The 17,678-nt window shown below is 75.1% G+C and carries 18 protein-coding genes; 4 read left to right on the top strand and 14 right to left on the bottom strand.

Annotated features, from left to right (window positions below):
* Positions 1-39 precede the first annotated feature (39 nt).
* Positions 40-1,305 carry a sensor histidine kinase gene (locus HKK73_RS16615; RefSeq protein ID WP_171468430.1) on the bottom strand — a complete coding sequence of 422 codons (1,266 nt, stop codon included), beginning with the start codon at positions 1,303-1,305 and terminating at the stop codon, positions 40-42.
* Between the two features lie 225 nt (positions 1,306-1,530).
* On the opposite strand from HKK73_RS16615, the gene HKK73_RS16610 reads away from it, so the two are divergent.
* The gene (locus tag HKK73_RS16610; RefSeq protein ID WP_114553538.1) at positions 1,531-1,947 is read left to right on the top strand and encodes a DUF6069 family protein; all 417 of its coding nucleotides are present in this window, start codon (positions 1,531-1,533) and stop codon (positions 1,945-1,947) included.
* Positions 1,948-2,130: 183 nt separating this feature from the next.
* On the top strand, positions 2,131-2,751 hold the full coding sequence (locus HKK73_RS16605) for a dihydrofolate reductase family protein (protein ID WP_114553537.1): 621 nt from the start codon (positions 2,131-2,133) through the stop codon (positions 2,749-2,751).
* Here HKK73_RS16605 and HKK73_RS16600 read toward each other — a convergent pair.
* The 7 genes from HKK73_RS16600 to pgi all read right to left on the bottom strand — a co-directional run bounded on the left by HKK73_RS16600 (position 2,709) and on the right by pgi (position 10,743).
* On the bottom strand, positions 2,709-4,319 hold the full coding sequence (locus HKK73_RS16600) for a fused response regulator/phosphatase (protein WP_171468429.1): 1,611 nt from the start codon (positions 4,317-4,319) through the stop codon (positions 2,709-2,711). The genes HKK73_RS16605 and HKK73_RS16600 overlap by 43 nt on opposite strands.
* The gene (locus HKK73_RS16595; protein ID WP_043653465.1) at positions 4,316-6,052 is read right to left on the bottom strand and encodes an ATP-binding protein; all 1,737 of its coding nucleotides are present in this window, start codon (positions 6,050-6,052) and stop codon (positions 4,316-4,318) included. Before HKK73_RS16595 ends, HKK73_RS16600 begins: the two co-directional genes overlap by 4 nt.
* Positions 6,049-7,089, bottom strand: coding sequence for an ATP-binding SpoIIE family protein phosphatase (locus HKK73_RS16590; RefSeq protein WP_051027905.1), 1,041 nt, complete (start codon positions 7,087-7,089; stop codon positions 6,049-6,051). Before HKK73_RS16590 ends, HKK73_RS16595 begins: the two co-directional genes overlap by 4 nt.
* Positions 7,086-7,508, bottom strand: coding sequence for an anti-sigma regulatory factor (locus tag HKK73_RS16585; RefSeq protein WP_034651654.1), 423 nt, complete (start codon positions 7,506-7,508; stop codon positions 7,086-7,088). Before HKK73_RS16585 ends, HKK73_RS16590 begins: the two co-directional genes overlap by 4 nt.
* Positions 7,505-7,909 carry an STAS domain-containing protein gene (locus HKK73_RS16580; RefSeq protein ID WP_021483159.1) on the bottom strand — a complete coding sequence of 135 codons (405 nt, stop codon included), beginning with the start codon at positions 7,907-7,909 and terminating at the stop codon, positions 7,505-7,507. Before HKK73_RS16580 ends, HKK73_RS16585 begins: the two co-directional genes overlap by 4 nt.
* On the bottom strand, positions 7,906-8,745 hold the full coding sequence (locus tag HKK73_RS16575; RefSeq protein WP_043653447.1) for an STAS domain-containing protein: 840 nt from the start codon (positions 8,743-8,745) through the stop codon (positions 7,906-7,908). Before HKK73_RS16575 ends, HKK73_RS16580 begins: the two co-directional genes overlap by 4 nt.
* A gap of 270 nt (positions 8,746-9,015) precedes the next feature.
* Positions 9,016-10,743: a glucose-6-phosphate isomerase gene (gene pgi / locus HKK73_RS16570; RefSeq protein ID WP_171468428.1), complete on the bottom strand. Its 1,728-nt coding sequence runs from the start codon at positions 10,741-10,743 to the stop codon at positions 9,016-9,018.
* A gap of 210 nt (positions 10,744-10,953) precedes the next feature.
* On the opposite strand from pgi, the gene HKK73_RS16565 reads away from it, so the two are divergent.
* Positions 10,954-11,532 (top strand): dienelactone hydrolase family protein, encoded by a 579-nt coding sequence (locus HKK73_RS16565; RefSeq protein ID WP_021483513.1) that lies wholly within the window; start codon positions 10,954-10,956, stop codon positions 11,530-11,532.
* 27 nt (positions 11,533-11,559) lie between these two features.
* Here HKK73_RS16565 and HKK73_RS16560 read toward each other — a convergent pair whose 3' ends face one another.
* The 3 genes from HKK73_RS16560 to HKK73_RS16550 all read right to left on the bottom strand — a co-directional run bounded on the left by HKK73_RS16560 (position 11,560) and on the right by HKK73_RS16550 (position 14,297).
* The gene (locus tag HKK73_RS16560; RefSeq protein ID WP_171468427.1) at positions 11,560-12,723 is read right to left on the bottom strand and encodes a GNAT family N-acetyltransferase; all 1,164 of its coding nucleotides are present in this window, start codon (positions 12,721-12,723) and stop codon (positions 11,560-11,562) included.
* The gene (locus HKK73_RS16555; RefSeq protein WP_171468426.1) at positions 12,720-13,904 is read right to left on the bottom strand and encodes a GNAT family N-acetyltransferase; all 1,185 of its coding nucleotides are present in this window, start codon (positions 13,902-13,904) and stop codon (positions 12,720-12,722) included. The genes HKK73_RS16560 and HKK73_RS16555 overlap by 4 nt, the downstream gene beginning before the upstream one ends.
* Positions 13,905-14,030: 126 nt before the next feature.
* Positions 14,031-14,297 carry a GlsB/YeaQ/YmgE family stress response membrane protein gene (locus HKK73_RS16550; RefSeq protein ID WP_009865881.1) on the bottom strand — a complete coding sequence of 89 codons (267 nt, stop codon included), beginning with the start codon at positions 14,295-14,297 and terminating at the stop codon, positions 14,031-14,033.
* Positions 14,298-14,469: 172 nt separating this feature from the next.
* Between HKK73_RS16550 and HKK73_RS16545 the strand changes: the two genes are divergently transcribed.
* Positions 14,470-14,847: an RNA-binding S4 domain-containing protein gene (locus HKK73_RS16545; protein ID WP_074804223.1), complete on the top strand. Its 378-nt coding sequence runs from the start codon at positions 14,470-14,472 to the stop codon at positions 14,845-14,847.
* Between the two features lie 130 nt (positions 14,848-14,977).
* On the opposite strand, the gene HKK73_RS16540 is transcribed toward HKK73_RS16545, so the two are convergent.
* From HKK73_RS16540 to HKK73_RS16530, 3 genes are all read right to left on the bottom strand, one after another.
* Positions 14,978-15,715, bottom strand: coding sequence for a lytic polysaccharide monooxygenase (locus tag HKK73_RS16540; RefSeq protein ID WP_171468425.1), 738 nt, complete (start codon positions 15,713-15,715; stop codon positions 14,978-14,980).
* Between the two features lie 241 nt (positions 15,716-15,956).
* Positions 15,957-16,706: a lytic polysaccharide monooxygenase gene (locus HKK73_RS16535; RefSeq protein ID WP_171468424.1), complete on the bottom strand. Its 750-nt coding sequence runs from the start codon at positions 16,704-16,706 to the stop codon at positions 15,957-15,959.
* Between the two features lie 378 nt (positions 16,707-17,084).
* A complete protein-coding gene (locus HKK73_RS16530) occupies positions 17,085-17,666 on the bottom strand; it encodes a 1-acyl-sn-glycerol-3-phosphate acyltransferase (RefSeq protein ID WP_081895778.1) in 582 nt (193 codons plus the stop codon).
* Positions 17,667-17,678 lie beyond the last annotated feature (12 nt).

Genomic DNA, 17,678 nt, shown 5'->3' with positions numbered 1-17,678 from the left:
CGCTCCCGCGCGGGGCGTCCCCGCGCCCACCCTGCTCCGTCACGCGTCCCACGGTAGCCGGACGTCGAGGACGAACCCTGCGTCCCGCGCCCCGGCGTCGAGGGTCCCGCCGAGCAGGTCGACGCGCTCCCGGAGCCCGACCAGCCCGGTGCCGGTGCCGCCGCCCCCGCGGTCACCGACGCCGCCTCCCGGGCCGATACCGCCGGCACCGCCCGCGCCGACGGGGACGCGGCGCGGGCCGCCGTCGGACACCGTGACCCGGACCTCGCCCGCCCGGGCGACGACCCGGAGCGTCACCGGGCCGCCCGAGGCGTGCCGCCGGGCGTTCGTCAGCCCCTCCTGCGCGACGCGGAAGGCCGCGACCGCGACCGTCGGCGGGACGTCGGCGGACCCCGTCCGCTCGTAGGTCACGTCGCCGCCCGCGTCGCGCGCCTCCACGACGAGCCGCTCGACGTCGTCGAGCGTCGGCTGCGGCGACAGCGCGTCGGCCCCGCCGAGCCCGGGCTCGGCGCGCAGCACCCGCACGACGTCGCGCAGGTCGTCGAGCGCCGAGCTCACCCCGGCGCGCACCAGGCCCGCGGCGCGGGCGAGCCGCTCCGGGTCGGCGTCCGGCCGGTACTCGAGCGCGCCCGCCGTGGCGGCGAGGAGCGAGAGCCGGTGCGCGAGGGTGTCGTGCATCTCGCGCGCGATCCGGGTGCGCTCCGCGACGCGCGCCTCGGCCACACGGCGCTCCTGCTCGCGCTCGGCGCGCCGCGCGCGGTCCCGCAGCGACCACAGCAGCTGGTCGCGCGCCCGCGCGTACTGGCCCCAGCCGAGCAGGGCGGCGTGCACGGCGAGGTCGCACAGGAGCCACCAGCCGAGCGGCAGCGCCTGCGGCCGCCACAGCGCCTGCACGGCGTGACCCACGAACCCGGCGACCGCGACCGGGAGCGCGGTGCGCAGCGGGTACCAGCGCGCGACCTGCAGGGTCGCGACGGTCGAGGCCGGGGTCGCGGCGCCCGAGTACGCCGCGAGCGAGGCGAGGACCAGCGCGCCGACCACCGGGGCGTCGCGCGGGGTCCGCGACCACAGCAGGGGCAGCGCCGCGAGGGCGAGGACCGCGACGGCGACGTCGAGCCACGGGGCTGCGCCGGCGTCGTCCTGCGCGACGACCCCGGCGGTCGCGAGCGCCGTGAGCACCGCGACGGCGAGCCAGGCCAGCGCGACCACCCACCCGGGGACGAGCGGGCGCGTGCCGTCGCGGCGCGCGGCGGCCGTCGCGAGGACGGGGCGTCCGGCGAGGGGAGGGCAGCCGGTGGTGGTCATGCTCCGGACGCTAGGCGGCCCGCGGGCGGCGGACCACCGACCAAGGTCGGGGGTCGCCGTCCGGCAGGAGGGTCGGGAGCCGACGCCGGTCGGTCCGGCCGCCGCCCTCCGACCCGTGCGGGACGGCGCCTCCGGCCGCGAGCGTGGAGGTGTCGGCACCCGCCGGCCGCGGCCCAGGCCGCGCGAGAGCCGCGGCACCGCGCCGCGCGACGAAGGAGGAACATCATGTCCACGACGCGGAGCACCTCGGACGGCACCTCGGACGCCACGCCGGACGGCGCCCCGCACGTACCGCGCTGGCTCGTCCCGCCCGCCGCGGCGGTGCTCGCCGCCCTGGTCCTGCTGGCCGGGACGGCGCTCGGGGTCGACCCCGTGGTGCGCACCTCGAGCGGGACGCAGACGGTCGGCGTCGTGGCGGCGGTCGTCGTGACGCTCGTCGTCGGGTACGTCGGGTGGGGCCTGCGCGCGCTGCTCGGCCGCCTGCGCTCGGGCGGCCGCCGGGCCTGGCTCGTGACGTGCGGCGTCGTGCTGCTCGTCTCCCTGCTCGGCCCGCTCGGGGCGGTGACGCCCGGCGCGGTGGCCCTGCTCGTCGTCGAGCACCTGACGGTGGGCGCGACCCTGACCCTGGCCCTCCGCCGCTGAACTCCACCCCCCACCCCCCCACACCCACCCCCGCCGAACACGGGTCGGCGACCGTTATCCGGCGGATCTGGTCGCTGACCCCGTGTTCGACGGGGGATTGGGGGTGTGTTCGGCCGGGGACGATGAGATTCCGCTGCGGCTACGGTCTGTTTCTCGTCGATCCTCCCGACCGGAAGGCCCACCATGACCGCGACGCTCGTGTCCACCCTGTTCCTCTCGCTCGACGGCGTCGCCGAGATCGATCCGGCGTGGCACTTCCCCTACTTCGACGACCACATGGCCGCGGCGGTGGACGAGGACTACCGGGACGTCGACGCGCTCCTCCTCGGGCGCGTCACGTACGACAGCTTCGCCGGCGCGTGGCCCGAGCGGGAGACCGCCGGGGGCGAGGACGCGGAGTTCGCCGCGCGGCTCGGGAACCTGCGGAAGATCGTGGCGACGCGCGGCGACCAGGACCTCGGCTGGCGGCACGTCGAGCGGGTCGACGGCGACCTCGTCGACGCGGTCCGCGCGCTCAAGGAGGAGCCGGGCCTCGGCAAGGTGCTCGTCGCCGGGTCGATCTCGGTGGTGCGCCAGCTCCTCGCCGCGGGGCTGCTCGACGAGCTGCGCCTGCTCGTCCACCCCGTCGCGGCCCGCACCGGCGAGCGGCTGTTCGACGAGGGGGGGCCCTTCTACCCGCTGACGCTCCTGCGCTCGGAGACGTTCCCGACGGGCGTCGTGCGGCTCGTCTACGCCCCGGGTGAGGTCCCCGGGGACGTCGGCTACGACGACGTCAAGGACAAGGTGCCGTCCGGAGACGCCTGACGCGCGACGGCGACCACCGCGACGTCGTCCTCGCGGCCCGGGTCGTCGAACGCCGCGACGACGCGCTCGCACAGGACGGTCGGGCTCGCGCCGGCGTGCTGCGCCGCGACCCGGGCCAGCCGGTCCAGCGCGTCCACGAGCGACGCCCCGCGGCGCTCGACGAGACCGTCGGTCACGAGCACGAGGAGGTCGCCGGGGGCGAGCACGTCGTGGTGGGCGGGGCGGGCCTGCGGGCTCGGCACGCCGAGCAGGCGCGAGCCCGCCTTGGCCCGGTCGACCGTGCCGTCGGTGCGCACGAAGAACGCGGGCAGGTGGCCGGCGTCCGTGAGCTCGAGGGCGCCCGTGCGGGGGTCGAGCACGCACACGCACACGGTCGCGAACTCGGGGTGGTCCTCGCGCAGCGCCGCGTTGAGCAGGTCCAGCGCCGACGCGGCGTCGTGCCCCTCGCGCAGGTAGGCGCGCAGCGTGACCCGCACCTCCGCCATCACGGTCGCCGCGCGCAGGGAGTGGCCCTGGACGTCGCCGATGACGACGGCCACGCGCCCGTCCGGGAGGTCGAACGCGTCGTAGAAGTCGCCGCCGACGTCGAGCCGCGCGTCCGACGCCTCGTAGCGCGCGACGACCTCGACGCCGCCGCTCACCCGCAGCCCGGACGGCAGGAGCGCGCGCTGGAGCGCGAGGGCGATCCGGTGCTCCTCCGTGAACGTGCGCAGGTTCGACAGGGCGACCGTCGCGGCCTCCGTGAAGCGCGCGGCGGCCTCCTGCTCCTCCTCGGACAGCGGCTCGTCGCCGACCTCGATGCCCAGGCCGCCGACGAGCGCCCCCGAGGCGTCCTCGAGCCAGAGCGTGAACCACGCCGACGGTCCGATCCTCGCCTCACGGAAGAGCGGCTGCCACGGTGCGGGCACCTCGTCGGGGCCGAACACGGCCGTCGACGCGCCGGAGGGCGGGAGGACCGCCGTCGGGCCGCGACCGCGCACGAGCGCGGCACCCTCTGCGACGCAGACCGAGCGCAGCACGACCCCGGCGTCCGCGACGACCATCGAGATCACGGCGCGACCGAGGACGGCGCACGCGCCCCGGGCGGCGTGGTCGGCGACGGCCTCGGGAGAGCGCGCCTCGTGCAGGGGGACGAGCGCGTCGGTGAGCGCCTCCAGGCGGCGGGCGGTGCGCCCGGCGCCGCGCTGCGCGTCGACGCGCCGGCACAGCGCGCTGATCGTCGCGAGGAACTCGTCCCGGTCGAGCGGTTCGGGCAGGTAGGCGTCCGCGCCGCCCTCCAGCCCGGCCGTCCGCGCGGCGGCGTCGACGTCGGTCGCGGAGACGTGCAGCACGGGGAGGTGCGCGGTCGCGGGGTCGCTCTTGAGGATCCGGCACACCTCGCGGCCCGAGAGATCCGGCAGGTTCACGTCGAGCACGACGGCGTCGACCGGGGTCGTGGCGTGCGCGAGCGCGTCACGGCCGGTCCCGGCCTCGACGACGCCGAACCCGGCCCGCCGCAGCCAGCTCGCCATGACGTACCGGTGCGCGGGCGTGTCGTCGACGACGAGCACGGTGCGGTCGGCGTTCATCGGCTCCGCACCTCGCGCCCGAGGGCCGCCACCAGGCGGTCGCGGTCGATCTCGGACTTGGCGAGGAACGGCACGTCGCCGATGCCGGGCGGCGGTGGCGCGCTCGACATGAGCACGGCGGCCGTGGCCGGGTGGACGTCGCGGATCCGCGACCGCAGCGCGAGGCCGTCCGTGCCGGGCAGGCACACGTCGAGGAGCGCGACGTCGGCCGGGCCGTCGTGCAGGAGGGCGAGCGCGTGCGTGGCGTCGTGCGCGACGCTGACGCGCGCCGCGGCGTCGCGGAGCATCGAGGCGACGACCGACGCGTAGGCCCGGTCGTCGTCGACGACGAGCACGTGCCCGAGCGGGGTGTCGCGGCCGGGGGCCTCCTCGGGCTCCGGGCGCGCGGCGGGGGCGTCCTCGGGCACCGCGGAGAGGGACGGGAGGCGCAGCGTGAACACGCTCCCGGCGCCCGGGCGCGACGTCGCGACGAGCGTGCCGCCCAGCGCCTCGGAGGTGCGGCGGGCGTACGGCAGGCCGAGGCCCGTGCCGCGGACGGTCGGCTGGAGGCGGTTGGGCACCTGGACGAACTCCTCGAACACGGCCTCGAGCTGGTCGGCCGGGATCCCGAGACCCGTGTCGCGCACGTCGAACCGCACGACGTCGCCGTCGGCCGCCGCCCGCAGCACGACCTCGCCCTCGTCCGTGAACTTCACCGCGTTCGTCAGCAGGTTGCGCAGCACGCGGGACAGCAGCCGGCGGTCGGTGACGAGCGTGAGGCCCGGCTCGGCCGCGACCCGCAGGGAGACGCCGGACCGCACGAGCGGCAGGGTCGTGCCGCGCAGCTCGTCGAGCAGCGCCCCGAGGTCGACGGGCGTGGGCTCGACGTCGTCGTGGCCCGCCTCGGCGCGCGCGAGGTCGAGCAGCTCGTCGACGAGCGTGAGCAGCGTCGTCGCGCTCTCGCGCAGGAACCCGACCTGCTGCGTCTGGTCGGCGTCGAGGTGGGAGTCCGACAGGAGCGAGGTGAGGCCGATGATCGAGTTCACGGGCGAGCGCAGCTCGTGGCTGACGTTCCGCAGGAAGCGGGTCTTCGCCTCGTTCGCGGCGGCGAGCTCGCGGCCGCGCTCGTCGAGCTCGGCGTACAGCGCGACGACGCCGGTGTTGGTCTCCTCGAGCTCAGCCGAGAGCTGGTCGTACATCGCGAGGACGCCGCGGTTCGTCTCCTCCAGCTCCTCGTTGAAGCGCCGGAGCTCGTCCTGCTGGCGCGTCAGCTCGTCGAGCGTCCGCACGAGCTCGGCGTTCTGCACGCGCACCTCGTCGCTCGCGTCGGCGACGTGCGCGGCTGCGGTGGAGCGGCGCACGCCCGCGAGCGTCGCCTCGTCCGTGCGCGCGGTCGCCGGCAGGGCCTTGGTGAGCAGCACGCGCGTACCGGTCGGGTCGACCTGCAGGCCGGGGACGAGCCGCCGGGCGGCGGGGACGCCGCCGTCGCTCGAGTCGCCCTCGACGAGGAACGGCGTCCCCGCCACGATCTCGGCGCGCAGCGTGGCCTGCGGCAGCCCGGGCAGGACGCCCACGACGACGTCGGCCGTGCCGGAACCGACCGCGGACCGCCCGATCTCGGACAGCGCCGTCGCGACGCGCACCTGGTCCTGCGTGTCGAGGCCGAGCAGGCGGCAGATCTCCCGCCCCGCCCGGCGCAGCGCGAGCACGTCGGAGTCCGAGCGCAGCTGGGTGATGAGGAGGGTGGTGCTCACGCGGCCTCCCGGGGGATCGGCAGCACCGCCACGCACGAGTCGTCGCGGCGCACGGCGTGGTCACGGAGCAGGACGCCCGCGACGACGAGGGGGGAGCGGACGGCGAGGCCCGGATAGTCGGCGAGCGACCACCGGGCCGTCAGCCCGTCGCTGTGCAGCACGACGACGTCGCCCGGCTCGACGGGGTACGTCGTCTCGCGCAGCGGCCGGCCGCGCGTCCCGGCGATGCCGGGGTGGCTCACGAGCCCGCGCGAGCGCGCCCCGTGGACGGTCCCGGCGATGTTGCCGAGGCCTGCGTGCCGCAGCACGCCGCCCGACGCCTGGACCACCGAGACGGCTGCGCCGCGCGTGCCGCCGAGGGCGCCGTGCACACGCTCCAGGAGCGCGACCGCGCTCCCGGGCGGCGCGTCGAGGAAGGCCCGCACGGCAGCGCCGGAGGCCACCGCGGCGAGCGGGCCGTGGCCGAGCCCGTCGGCGACGAGGAGGCTGGGCGCGCCGTCGTCGTGGCGCACCGCGAGGGCGTCGCCGCACACGTCCTGCCCGGTCATGGGGCGGGTCACGCCCGTGGGCGCCGCGAGGTCGGCGGTCGCGCCGTGCGCGACGAACGTCGCCGCGATGACCGTCCCCTGGCCGGGCGACGTCCACGCGTCCCACGCCGACGCGAGGCGGGGGAGGGTGCCGAGGCCGATGCCGAGCGTGCCGCGGCTCGAGACGCCGTCGCGCATCGCCGCGGTGATGTCCCGCATACCGGGCCCGGCGTCGACGGCGAGCACGTCGAGCGCGGCCTCGGCGCCGGTGCGCCGGACGCGGACGAGCACCGAGCCACCCCCGGCGTGGCGGCACTGGTTGGTCGCGAGCTCGGAGACGACGAGGCCGACCTCCGCCGCGCGCTCGTCGTCGAGCCCGAGGTTCCGCGCGGCGGTGCTCGCGCCGCGCCGCACGCTGCCGACCGCGGACGGGTGGTCCACGGTGTACCAGGTCCCGTCCTCGACGAGCGTGCGGCGGTCGTCCGGGCGGTCCGGCTCCGCCGAGGTCATCGGGACCAGGTCGCGATCTCGACGCGCGTGCCCACGCCAGGCGCGGTGTCGATCGCGAAGTGCTGGACGAGGCGTCGTGACCCCGAGAGCCCGAGCCCGAGCCCGCCGCCGCTGGTCCAGCCGTCGGTGAGCGCGAGGTCGAGGTCGGGGATGCCCGGCCCCTCGTCCGAGAAGACGGCGCGGACGCCCGTCCGCGCCCCCTCCGTGACGAGCTGCACCTCGGCCTCGCCACCGCCCCCGTACACGAGGGTGTTGCGCGCGAGCTCGCTCGCCGCCGTCACGAGCTTCGTCTGGTCGACGAGCGAGAGGCGTGCCTGCTGCGCGAGCGACCGCACGAGCTGGCGCACCTTGACGACGTCGGAGTCCGTGCGGACCGGCACGCGCTCCGCGGTCGTCGGCGGCGGGGTGGTCGTGCTCACCTCTCCTCGCGCTCGGCGGCGGCGAGGAGCACGTCCTCGGCGGACCGCTCCTCGGGGGCGAGGAGCGCGAGGCCGCGCTCGACGTCCAGCGCGGTGCGGACGTCGCCGAGCGACAGGCCGAGCTCGACCATGGTGATGGCGACGGCCGGGCGCATGCCCACGACCACCGTCGTCGCGTCGAGCACGTGCGAGATCCCGGCGACCGACGCGAGCATGCGGCCGATGAACGAGTCGACGATCTCCAGCCCGGAGATGTCGATGATCACGCCGCGCGCACCGGTGTCGGTGATCCGCTGGGCGAGGTCCTCCTGGAGCTGCAGCGCCGTGTCGTCCTGGAGGTCGATCTGGATCGAGACGAGGAGCGTCGAGCCGATCTTGAGGATGGGGACGCCGTCGGTCATGCGGGGAGCCCGGCCTGCCGGGTGTCGCGGCTCGCGCGCAGCGCGTCGACGAGGGCGTCGGCGAGGGTCGCGCGCGTGCGGATGTCGCCGAACTCGATGCCGAGCGCGACGATCGTCTGCGCGATCTGCGGGCGGATGCCGCTGATCGTGCACTCGGCCCCCATGAGGCGCGCCGCGACGACCGTCTTGAGCAGGTGCTGCGCGACCTGGGTGTCCACCGCGGGCACGCCCGTGATGTCGATGATCGCGTGCTCGCTGCCCGTGTCGACGAGCGTGTTGAGCAGCTTCTCCATGACGACCTGGGTGCGCGCGGAGTCGAGCGTCCCCACGAGCGGCACCGCGACGATGCCCTCCCAGAGCTTGACCACGGGCGTGGAGAGCTCGAGCAGCTGCTCGGCCTGCTCGGCGATGATCGCCTCGCGCGCGGCAGCGAACGTCTCGAACGTGAAGAGCCCGAGCTGGTCGACGAGGCGCAGCAGCGGGGTGACGTCCGTGTCGGCACCGGTCGCGGAGTCGAGCCGGTACAGGCCCTCCTTGAGAGCGAAGACGCCGATCGCGGTCTCGCGCGGCGTGAAGCCGAGGCGGGCGCGTGCGGACGACACGTCCGCGAGGATGCCGCGGAGCTGGTCGAACGCCGGCTCGGCGAGCGAGACGCCGCCGGCGCGCAGGCCCTCGAGGAGCGCGTCGAGGATCTCGCCCTGCTCGCGCTCGAGCTCGCCCCGCGAGGTGCGGCCGTGGAGCTCGTTCGCTGCAGCCTCCAGCCACGCGCTGCGCACGGCGTCCGCGTGCTCGATCAGGGTCCGAGCAAGAGTCTCGGGGGTGGCGGCGTCGGCCATCGGGGTTCCTTCCACGGTGAGAGCGACGCCGAACGGGCTCGCGGCGGTCGCGCGCCCGCCAGTGTACGCAGGGCGCGGGCGCTCGCAGCGCGGCTGTGGGCGGGCGGTCGCGCGCACGGCGCCGCGACCTCGTGACTCGTCCTCGCCGTGAGGCGGACGACACACCACGGGACGCGGTCCGTGGGGGTGCTCGGCCCGCGTCCGTGCGCACGACCGGCCCCCTGCGAGCCGCCCGAGCACGGTCGTCCCCGTGCCCGGGCGGGGCGCGGGCTAGTTGCGCAGGTCGAGGTAGCGGTCGATGAGGCCCGCGGTGCTCGGGTCCTGCGCCGCGAGGGCGTCCTCGTCGCCCGCGACGGCCGGCGCGATCTCGAGCGCGAGCTTCTTGCCGAGCTCGACGCCCCACTGGTCGAAGCTGTCGATGCCCCACACGACGCCCTGCACGAACGTGATGTGCTCGTAGAGCGCGATGAGCTGGCCCAGCACCGACGGCGTCAGCGCGGGGGCGAGGATCGACGTCGTCGGGCGGTTGCCCGGGAAGGTGCGGGCGCTCACGAGGTGCTCCGCGGTGCCCTCGGCGCGGACCTCGTCCGCCGTCTTGCCGAACGCGAGCGCCTTGGTCTGGGCGAAGAAGTTCGCGAGGAACAGGCCGTGCACGTCCGCGCCGGGCTGGACCGCGCCGCCGTCGCCCACCGCGTCGACGAGGGGGTGGGCGGGGTTCGCGACCGCGATGAAGTCGGCCGGGATGAGGCGGGTGCCCTGGTGGATGAGCTGGTAGAACGCGTGCTGGCCGTTCGTGCCCGGCTCGCCCCAGAAGATCTCGCCGGTCTCCGTCGTCACGGGGGAGCCGTCCCAGCGCACGCGCTTGCCGTTGGACTCCATGGTGAGCTGCTGGAGGTAGGCCGGGAAGCGGTGCAGGTACTGCGCGTACGGGAGGACGGCGTGCGTGTGCGCGTCGAGGAAGTTCACGTACCAGACGTTGAGCAGCCCCATGAGGACCGGGACGTTGCGCTCGAACGGCGTGCGGCGCACGTGCTCGTCGATCGCGTGGAAGCCCGCGAGCAGCTCGGCGAACCGGTCCGGGCCGATCGCGATCGCGAGCGACGTGCCGATCGCGGAGTCGACGGAGTAGCGCCCGCCGACCCAGTCCCAGAACCCGAACGCGTTCGCCGGGTCGATCCCGAACGCCGCGACCTTGTCGAGCGCCGTCGAGACGGCGACGAAGTGCTGCGCGACGGCGGCCTGCCGGGACTCGTCCGTGTCCTCGATCGCGCCGACCGCCGCGAGCTCCGTCCACAGCCAGTCGCGCGCGAGGCGCGCGTTGGTCAGGGTCTCGAGCGTGCCGAACGTCTTCGACGCGACGATGAACAGCGTGGTGCGCGGGTCGAGGCCCGCCGTCTTCTCCGCGACGTCCGTCGGGTCGATGTTCGAGACGAACCGGACCTCGATGTCCTGGTGCTTGTACGGCAGCAGCGCCTCGTAGGCCATGACCGGCCCGAGGTCGGAGCCGCCGATGCCGATGTTCACGACCGTGCGCACGCGCTCGCCGGTGACGCCCGTCCACTCGCCCGAGCGGACCTTGTCCGCGAACGCGTAGACCTTCGCGAGCTCGGCGTGCACGTCCGCGTCGACGTCCTGCCCGTCGACGACGAGGTGCTCGTCGTCGCCCAGCGGGGTCGGCCGGCGCAGGGCGGTGTGCAGGACGGCACGGTCCTCCGTGACGTTGATGTGCTCGCCCGTGAACATCGCCTCGAGGCGGTCGTCGAGGTGGACCTCCTCGGCGAGGCGCACGAGCAGCTCGAGCGTCTCGTCGGTGACGAGGTTCTTCGACAGGTCGACCGTGAGGTCGGCCGCCTGGTGCGTGAGGCGGCGCGCGCGGTCCGGGTCGGCCGCGAACCAGGTGCGCAGGTCCGGCTCCACGGTGTCGCGGTGCACGGTCAGCGCGGTCCAGGACGGCGTGGAGGTGGGGTCGATCGGGGGCGGCACGGGCTGCGAGGTCATGACCACCAAACTACTGACCGACGTCGGCCCTCGCCCACCCCGACCGTCCCGCGGTCCATGGTCCGGCGGCCTGACGAACGGCCGTCGCAGGTCCCTGGACCCCGGGCGCGCGGGGGCGGGCCGCGCGACGATGGGGGTCGTGCGCCGTCGGGCGCGCACCGGGCGGCGACGCCGTCGCACGGCCCACGAGCGACGATCGGAGGAGGGACCATGGCGGAGGTCGTGCTGTTCCACCACGTGCAGGGACTGACGGAGGGCGTGCGGACGCTCGCGGAGACGCTGCGCGGCGCGGGGAACGTCGTGCACACGCCGGACCTCTTCGAGGGGCGCACGTTCGCGACCCTCGACGAGGGCATGGCCCACGTGCAGGAGCTCGGCTTCGGAACCGTGCTGGAGCGCGCCCGGGGGGCCGTGGACGGCTACGACCTCGGTGTCGTGTACGCGGGGGTCTCCCTCGGCGTCCTCCCGGCCCAGATGCTCGCCCAGACGCAGCCGGGCGCCAAGGGCGCGGTGCTGCTCGAGGCGTGCGTGCCCGTCTCCGAGTTCGGCGACGCCTGGCCCGACGCCGTGCCCGTCCAGGTGCACGGCATGGACGCGGACCCGTCGTTCGCGGGCGAGGGCGACCTCGACGCCGCGCGCGAGCTCGTGGAGTCCACGCCCGACGCCGAACTGTTCGTCTACCCCGGCGACCGCCACCTCTTCACGGACCCGAGCCTGCCGTCGTACGAGCCGGAGGCCGCCGCGCTCGTCACCGAGCGGGTGATCCGCTTCCTCGACGGCATCCGCTGAGCGGTCCGGCCGCGACGGCCCCCGGGGTCAGGGCGCGCTGCCGGGCTCCGGTGCGTCGAGCACGAGCTGCCACTCCGCCTCGACGCCCGTGGGCGCGAAGCCCAGCGCGACGTTGATCGCAAGCATGTGCCGGTTCTCCTCGGCGTTCCACGTGTGCACGCGGCGCGACGACGGCCGGGCGCGCGCCAGCTCGTCGAGCACGGCGACCTTGACGAGCAGGCCCAGGCTGCGCCCGCGGTGCTCGCGCAGCACGAGCGTGTCCTCCTGGAACACGACCTCGGGCCGGTCGCGGGGGTACGCGACCATGGAGAACGCGGCGAGCGTGCCCGTCGCCGTGTCCTCCGCCGCGGCGACGACGTAGCCGCGGCCCCGGTCGTGGATCTCCCGGGAGAAGGCCCGGACGCGCTCCGCGTCCCACGGGTCCTCCGCGAGGTCGAGGCCCCCGCTCGGGGCGTCGGTGCTCATGCGCGTCTCGAGCACCGCGAGCTGCGCGAGCCACTCCTCGGGGACGTCGTCCGTCCACACGTGCACGCGGTACCCGGCCGCCCGCGCCGTCGCCGCGTCTCGCAGCGGGTCGAGCACGGCGGGCGGCACCGGGAGGTCGAGCACGGAGTGCCGCATCACCTGCTCGAGCGTGAAGCCGCGGTGCAGCGCGAAGGTCGTCGCGTCGTCGTGCGCCGGGACGCGCCCGCTGCCCGTGGGCGCCTCGATCGCACCCGGGCCGGGCGGCGGCTCCGGCGCGAACGACGAGTCGGACTGGACCACGCGTCGCCCCTCGGCCCGCACGACGTCGAGCGCCGCCTCCCACAGCGCCGTGCCGACGCCGCGGCGCCGGTGCGCCGGGTCCACGCCGACGTAGACGAGCGCCGTGTGCGTGTTGCCCTGCTGCGGGAGCGCCACCATCGACCGGCCGACGACGTCCTCGGGCCGGGGCGTCGTGCCGTGCGGGGCGTCGTCGAGCACCGCGACCCACCGCAGCACGCGGCGGTAGCCGGCGCTGGCGACGGTGGACGCGACCGTCGCGGCGTCGAGGGCGAGATCGGTGTGGCCGTGGATCGCGCGGTCGATCGCGTCGCCCACCCGGACCGTGCCGTGGACGGCCCACGCGTCGGGCGCGTCGAGGCGCCCGGGGACGGGCTCGATGCGCACGCGCCCGTCGCGGGTCGTGGGGGTGGTCGGTCCTGCGCTCACTCGGCGCCCCCCGGCGTCGTCCGGCGCTGCCACGCGGCCCACACGCCCGCGGGGCGGAAGCCGAGGGCGACGTTGATCGCGAGCATGTGGTCGTTCTCCTGCGCGTTCCACGTGTGGACGCGTCGGGCGCCCGGGCGCTGTGCCGCGAGCGCGTCGAGGTTGGCGACCTTGACGAGCATCCCGAGGCGGCGCCCGCGGTGCTCGCGCAGCACGAGCGTGTCCTCCTGGATCGCGAAGTCCTCGCGGCCGCGCGGGTGGACGAGCACGGTGAACGCCGCGAGCGTGCCCGACGGCACGTGCTCGGCGGCGCACACGAGGAACGCGTCGTCGTTTTCCGCCTGCTGCTGCACCCACGTCCGCACGCGCCGCGCGTCCCACGGGTCCTCGCCGTAGTCGACGCCGCCCGTGGGCGCGTCTGTGCTCATGCGCGTGAAGAGGACCGCCACCTGGTCGGCCCAGGCCTCCGGGACCTCGTCGGTCCAGGTGTGCAGGCGGTAGTCGCTGCCCGCCGCGGCCCGGGCGTCCTCGCGGTGCGCGTCGAGGACCGCGGGCACGACCGGGAGGTCGAGCACCGAGTGCCGCTCGACCTGCTCGAGCACGTACCCGTGCGCGCGCAGGAAGCGCGGTCCGGGCGCGTCCGCGGGGACCCGGCCCGCGCCCGTCGTGGCTTCGAGCGCGCCGGGCCCGGGCGGCGGCTCCTCGCCGTGGTTCGTGTCCGAGAAGAGCACGGTGCGCCCCGCGTCGAGGTTCAGCCGCTCGCCGAGCGCGAGCAGCGCGCCCCCGATGCCGCGGCCCCGCTCGGCGGGACGCACGACGGCGTAGGACTCGCCCAGGTGCTCGTTGCTCGTGACCGGGCGGGTCACGAAGAGGTGCGCGACGACGTCCGCCACCGCGGGCGGGACGCCCTGCTCGTGCCACGCGGACGCCGCGGCGGAGCGCACGACGACGAACCGGCGCTTCGTGGAGTACTCCTGGTGGGCCATGCCCGTGAAGATCTCGCGGGGCGGCAGCGCGAGGTCGTCGTAGCCGTGCACCTCGAGCTCGTGCTCGCGTCCGACGTCCGCGACGGCGAGGTAGGCCCACGCCTCGGGCGCGTCGAGCGACGCGGGGTGCGGGGCCTCGACGAGCGTGTACCCGCGCGGGAGGGAGACGTCCGGGACGGGAGGGGCGACGGCGCTCATGGGTCCAGCGTGTCCGGCGCACGGGCGGCGCGTCCACGGCAATACGCCCGGGACGCACGGACGGCCCGGTCCCCCTGAGGGGACCGGGCCGTCCGGGGAAGCGGGCCGCCGGTGCGGCCGACGCCGTCAGGCGCGCTTGCGGTTGGTGAACCAGGACCAGATGAACACCACGATGATGGAGCCGATGAGCGCGAAGCCCCACGTGCCGAGGTCGAAGAACTCCTCGTTGACGTCGGTGCCGAACACTGCCGAGGCGATGAAGCCGCCGAGCAGGGCGCCCACGATGCCCAGCAGGAGGGTGACGATCCAGCCGCCCTTCTGCTTGCCCGGCACGATCGCGCGGGCGATGGCACCCATGATGAGGCCGATGAGGATCCAGCCGATGATGCCCATGTCACGTCTCCGTTTCCGGTAGGGACAGATCCGGCCAAAAGGACTCTTGCCCCGAATGACCTGGCACCACCGTGGCACGGGTGCCCGGATCTCGCACGCCGACGACGGTCTTCCGGGGCGGGGCGACCTCGCCGGCACCGGGCTCCGCGCGGTCTCGTAGGCTCGGAGCGTGGTGACGACCGAGGCGACGAGCGCGCGCGTCGACAGCTGGCTGTGGGCCGTCCGCGTGTTCAAGAGCCGCTCGCAGGCGACGGCCGCCGTGAAGGCGGGGCACGTGCGCGTCAACGGCGAGCGCGCGAAGCCCGCGACGAGCGTGAAGGTGAAGGACCGCGTCGTCGTGCGGGGCGGTCCGGTCGAGCGGATCCTCGTCGTCGAGAAGGTGCTCGTGAAGCGGGTGTCCGCGACCCTCGCCGCGCAGGCCGTCGACGACCAGAGTCCGCCCCCGCCGCCGCGCGAGCTCACCGTGCGCGTCGCGGTCCGCGACCGCGGTGCCGGGCGCCCCACGAAGCGCGAGCGCCGCGACCTCGACCGGCTGCGGGGCCGGGGCTGACCTCGGGCTGCCGCCGACCGGGGAGACCGCGCCCCGTGCGCCCGACGCGCAGGACGGCCGACGGTCGCGTGCGAGCACGCGTCCGCCGGCCGTCGGCAGTGCTGTCGGGATCGCTCCCGGGATCAGCGGGTCAGCAGGCTCCGAGGTCCTTCCAGACGCCCCACTGGCCGCTCTGCGACGGGTTCTCGCCCGTCGTCCACCACTTGGCCTGGTAGTTGCGGCCGGAGAAGGAGACGTTCGCCCCGCCGACGTAGGCGGCGCTCGCCGACCAGGCCGGAGCCGTGCACGTGCCGGGGTTGCCCGGGTTCCCGGGGTTGCCGGGGTTCCCGGGGTTGCCCGGGTCGGTCCCGCCGCTGCCGATCTTCAGGTCGACGCAGTTGTAGAACGCGTTGACCGTGTTCGACACGTTCCAGCGCGCGAGGATCGTGTGGTTGCCCTCGGGCAGGCCCGTCAGGGTGTGGGAGATGTTGCTGGGCGGCTGCGCGCCGTTCTGGTTGAACGTCTTGAACAGCACGCCGTCGACGAAGTACTCCCACGTGCTCGTGTTGTGCGCCGCGGTGAGCTTCCACTGGAACGTGACCGACGTGCCGGTCTGCGTGCGCGGCCAGGGCTTGCTCGAGTCGTCGAGGATGCTGAAGCCGCTGCCGCCCGAACACTGCATCGAGCCCTTGGGCGCCTCGACGGACTGGGGCTCGTACTTGATCGAGCCGCAGTCGAAGGACGTCGTGCCCTTCGCGCAGTGGTCCTGCCGGCTCGGCGGCGACGTGATCCAGCCGTGGGCGCTCGCGCTCGGCGCGACGGCCACGGGCGCGATGATCGCGACCGTGCCGACGACGGCTGCCAGGAGTACCGCTCTCAGTCTTCGCATGAGATGTCTCGCTCTCCATCCGGTGGTGCATGGGTCCTGCGGCGCGCTTCCTCGCGGGCCGCTTCTCGGATCGGGCACCTCGACGCTACGAAACGCGCGGAGAGCCGGACAATTGGGCAAAGCCCGTACGTGCTTCCGCGTACGCGCGCCGGGCGCGCCCTCGTCGCCGGGTCGGCGACGCACGACGGCGGGTGGTCTCGCCCGTCGGACGAGACCACCCGCCGTCGCGGGGTTCAGCAGGTCAGCAGGCGCCGATCAGCTTCCACGGACCCCATGCCTCGGAGCCCGGGACGTTGTTCTGCGTCCACCACTTCGCCTCGTACACGTTGCCCGCGTAGGAGACCTTCGCGCCGCCCGTGTAGGTCGACGTCGCGGCCCACGCCGGGTCCGCGCAGGTGCCCGGCGTGCCGCCGCCGGGGGTGCCGCCGCCCGGGGTGCCCGGATCGGGCGTGCCCCCGCCGGGGTTGGTGCCGTCGGCCGTGACGGTCAGGTCCACGCAGTTGTAGAACGCGTTGACCGTGTTCGACACGTTCCAGCGCGCGAGGATCGTGTGGTTGCCGAGCGGCAGGCCGTTGAGGGTGTGCGAGATGTTCTTGGGGGGCTGGACGCCGCCGCCGTCGAACGTCGCGAAGAGCTGGCCGTCGACGAAGTACTCCCACACGCTCGTGGCGTGGTTCGCCGTGAGGTTCCACTGGAACGTCACGTCGCGGCCCGTGGTCGTGCGGGGCCAGGGCTTGCTCGCGTCGTCGAGGATCGCGTAGCCGCTGCCGCCGGAGCACTTCATCGAGCCCTTGGGGGCCTCGACGGACTGCGGCTCGTACTTGATGGAACCGCAGTCGAAGGACGTGGTGCCCTTCGCGCAGTTGTCCTGCCGGCTGGGGGGAGAGGTGATCCAGCCGTGCGCCGAGGCGCTGGGGGCGATCGCGATCGGGGCGATGATCGCGGTCGCGCCCACGACGGCGGCGAGGAGCGCCGCGCGGAGTCGCTTCATCGGGGGACTCGCTTCCTAGGTCGGGGAGGGCCGACGTCGTGCGGAGCCCGCACCGTCGACCGTGACGAGGGGGACCGTAAGCAGGTGGAGGACGAGGCTCCAACGCCTACGCAGGGCCGCTCCGGAGTACGGGATGTCCCGTACGCGACGTCCTGCGGAGGGCGTCTTCGTGCGGCTGGACCGGGGTCCGCGACCCCCTCGCGACGTGCCTCGGGCATCCGTCCGGCGGGTGAAAAGTGTGGGGACTACGTAGGGCGCCGGGACGCCGGACGAGACGGCGGCCCGAGCTGGACGAGCGTCCGAGAACGAGGGCGTCGGACGACCCACGGACCCGGGCGTGGGGGCGCGCGCGAGAGCGCGTGCCGGGGTCGCGGCCCGTCAGGCGGGCGCGTCCTCCTCGCGCAGCCGCGGCTCGGTGCGCAGCGCGGGCCGGAGGCCGGACTTGTCGGCGTAGAACGCACGCACGACGTCCATGTCGGCGCGGACGTCACCGGTGAGGTCGATCGACGGGCCGAGGCCCGTCGTCATCGTGGTGCGGTCCACGTAGCCGAGCGTGACCGGCAGGTGCGCCTCGCGCGCGATCCGGTAGAACCCCGACTTCCAGTACGACCCGGCGCCGCGCGTGCCCTCGGGCGTGACGACGAGCGAGAAGACCTCGCCCGCCTGGAGGCGGCCGACGACGTCCGCCACGACCCGGCTCGGGTCGCGCCGGTCGACGGGGATGCCGCCCAGCGCGCGCATGACCGGGCCCGCGGGACCGGCGAACAGCGTGTGCTTGCCCAGCCAGCGCACGTGGATGCCGGTGCTCCACGCGATCGCGAGCATGAGCACGAAGTCCCAGTTCGACGTGTGCGGGGCGCCGACGAGGAGCGTGGGCCGGCTCGTGTCGTACGGCTGCGAGCGCAGCCGCCACCGGCTGGTCGCCCAGAAGGCGCGGGCGAGGGCTCGGCGGATCACCACGTCACGGTACAG

It is taken from the genome of Cellulosimicrobium sp. 72-3 (genome assembly GCF_013127315.1).
Lineage (GTDB): Bacteria > Actinomycetota > Actinomycetes > Actinomycetales > Cellulomonadaceae > Cellulosimicrobium > Cellulosimicrobium funkei.
The sequence above is the reverse complement of the archived record's forward strand: the minus strand, read 5'-3'. Positions and strand labels throughout refer to the sequence as shown.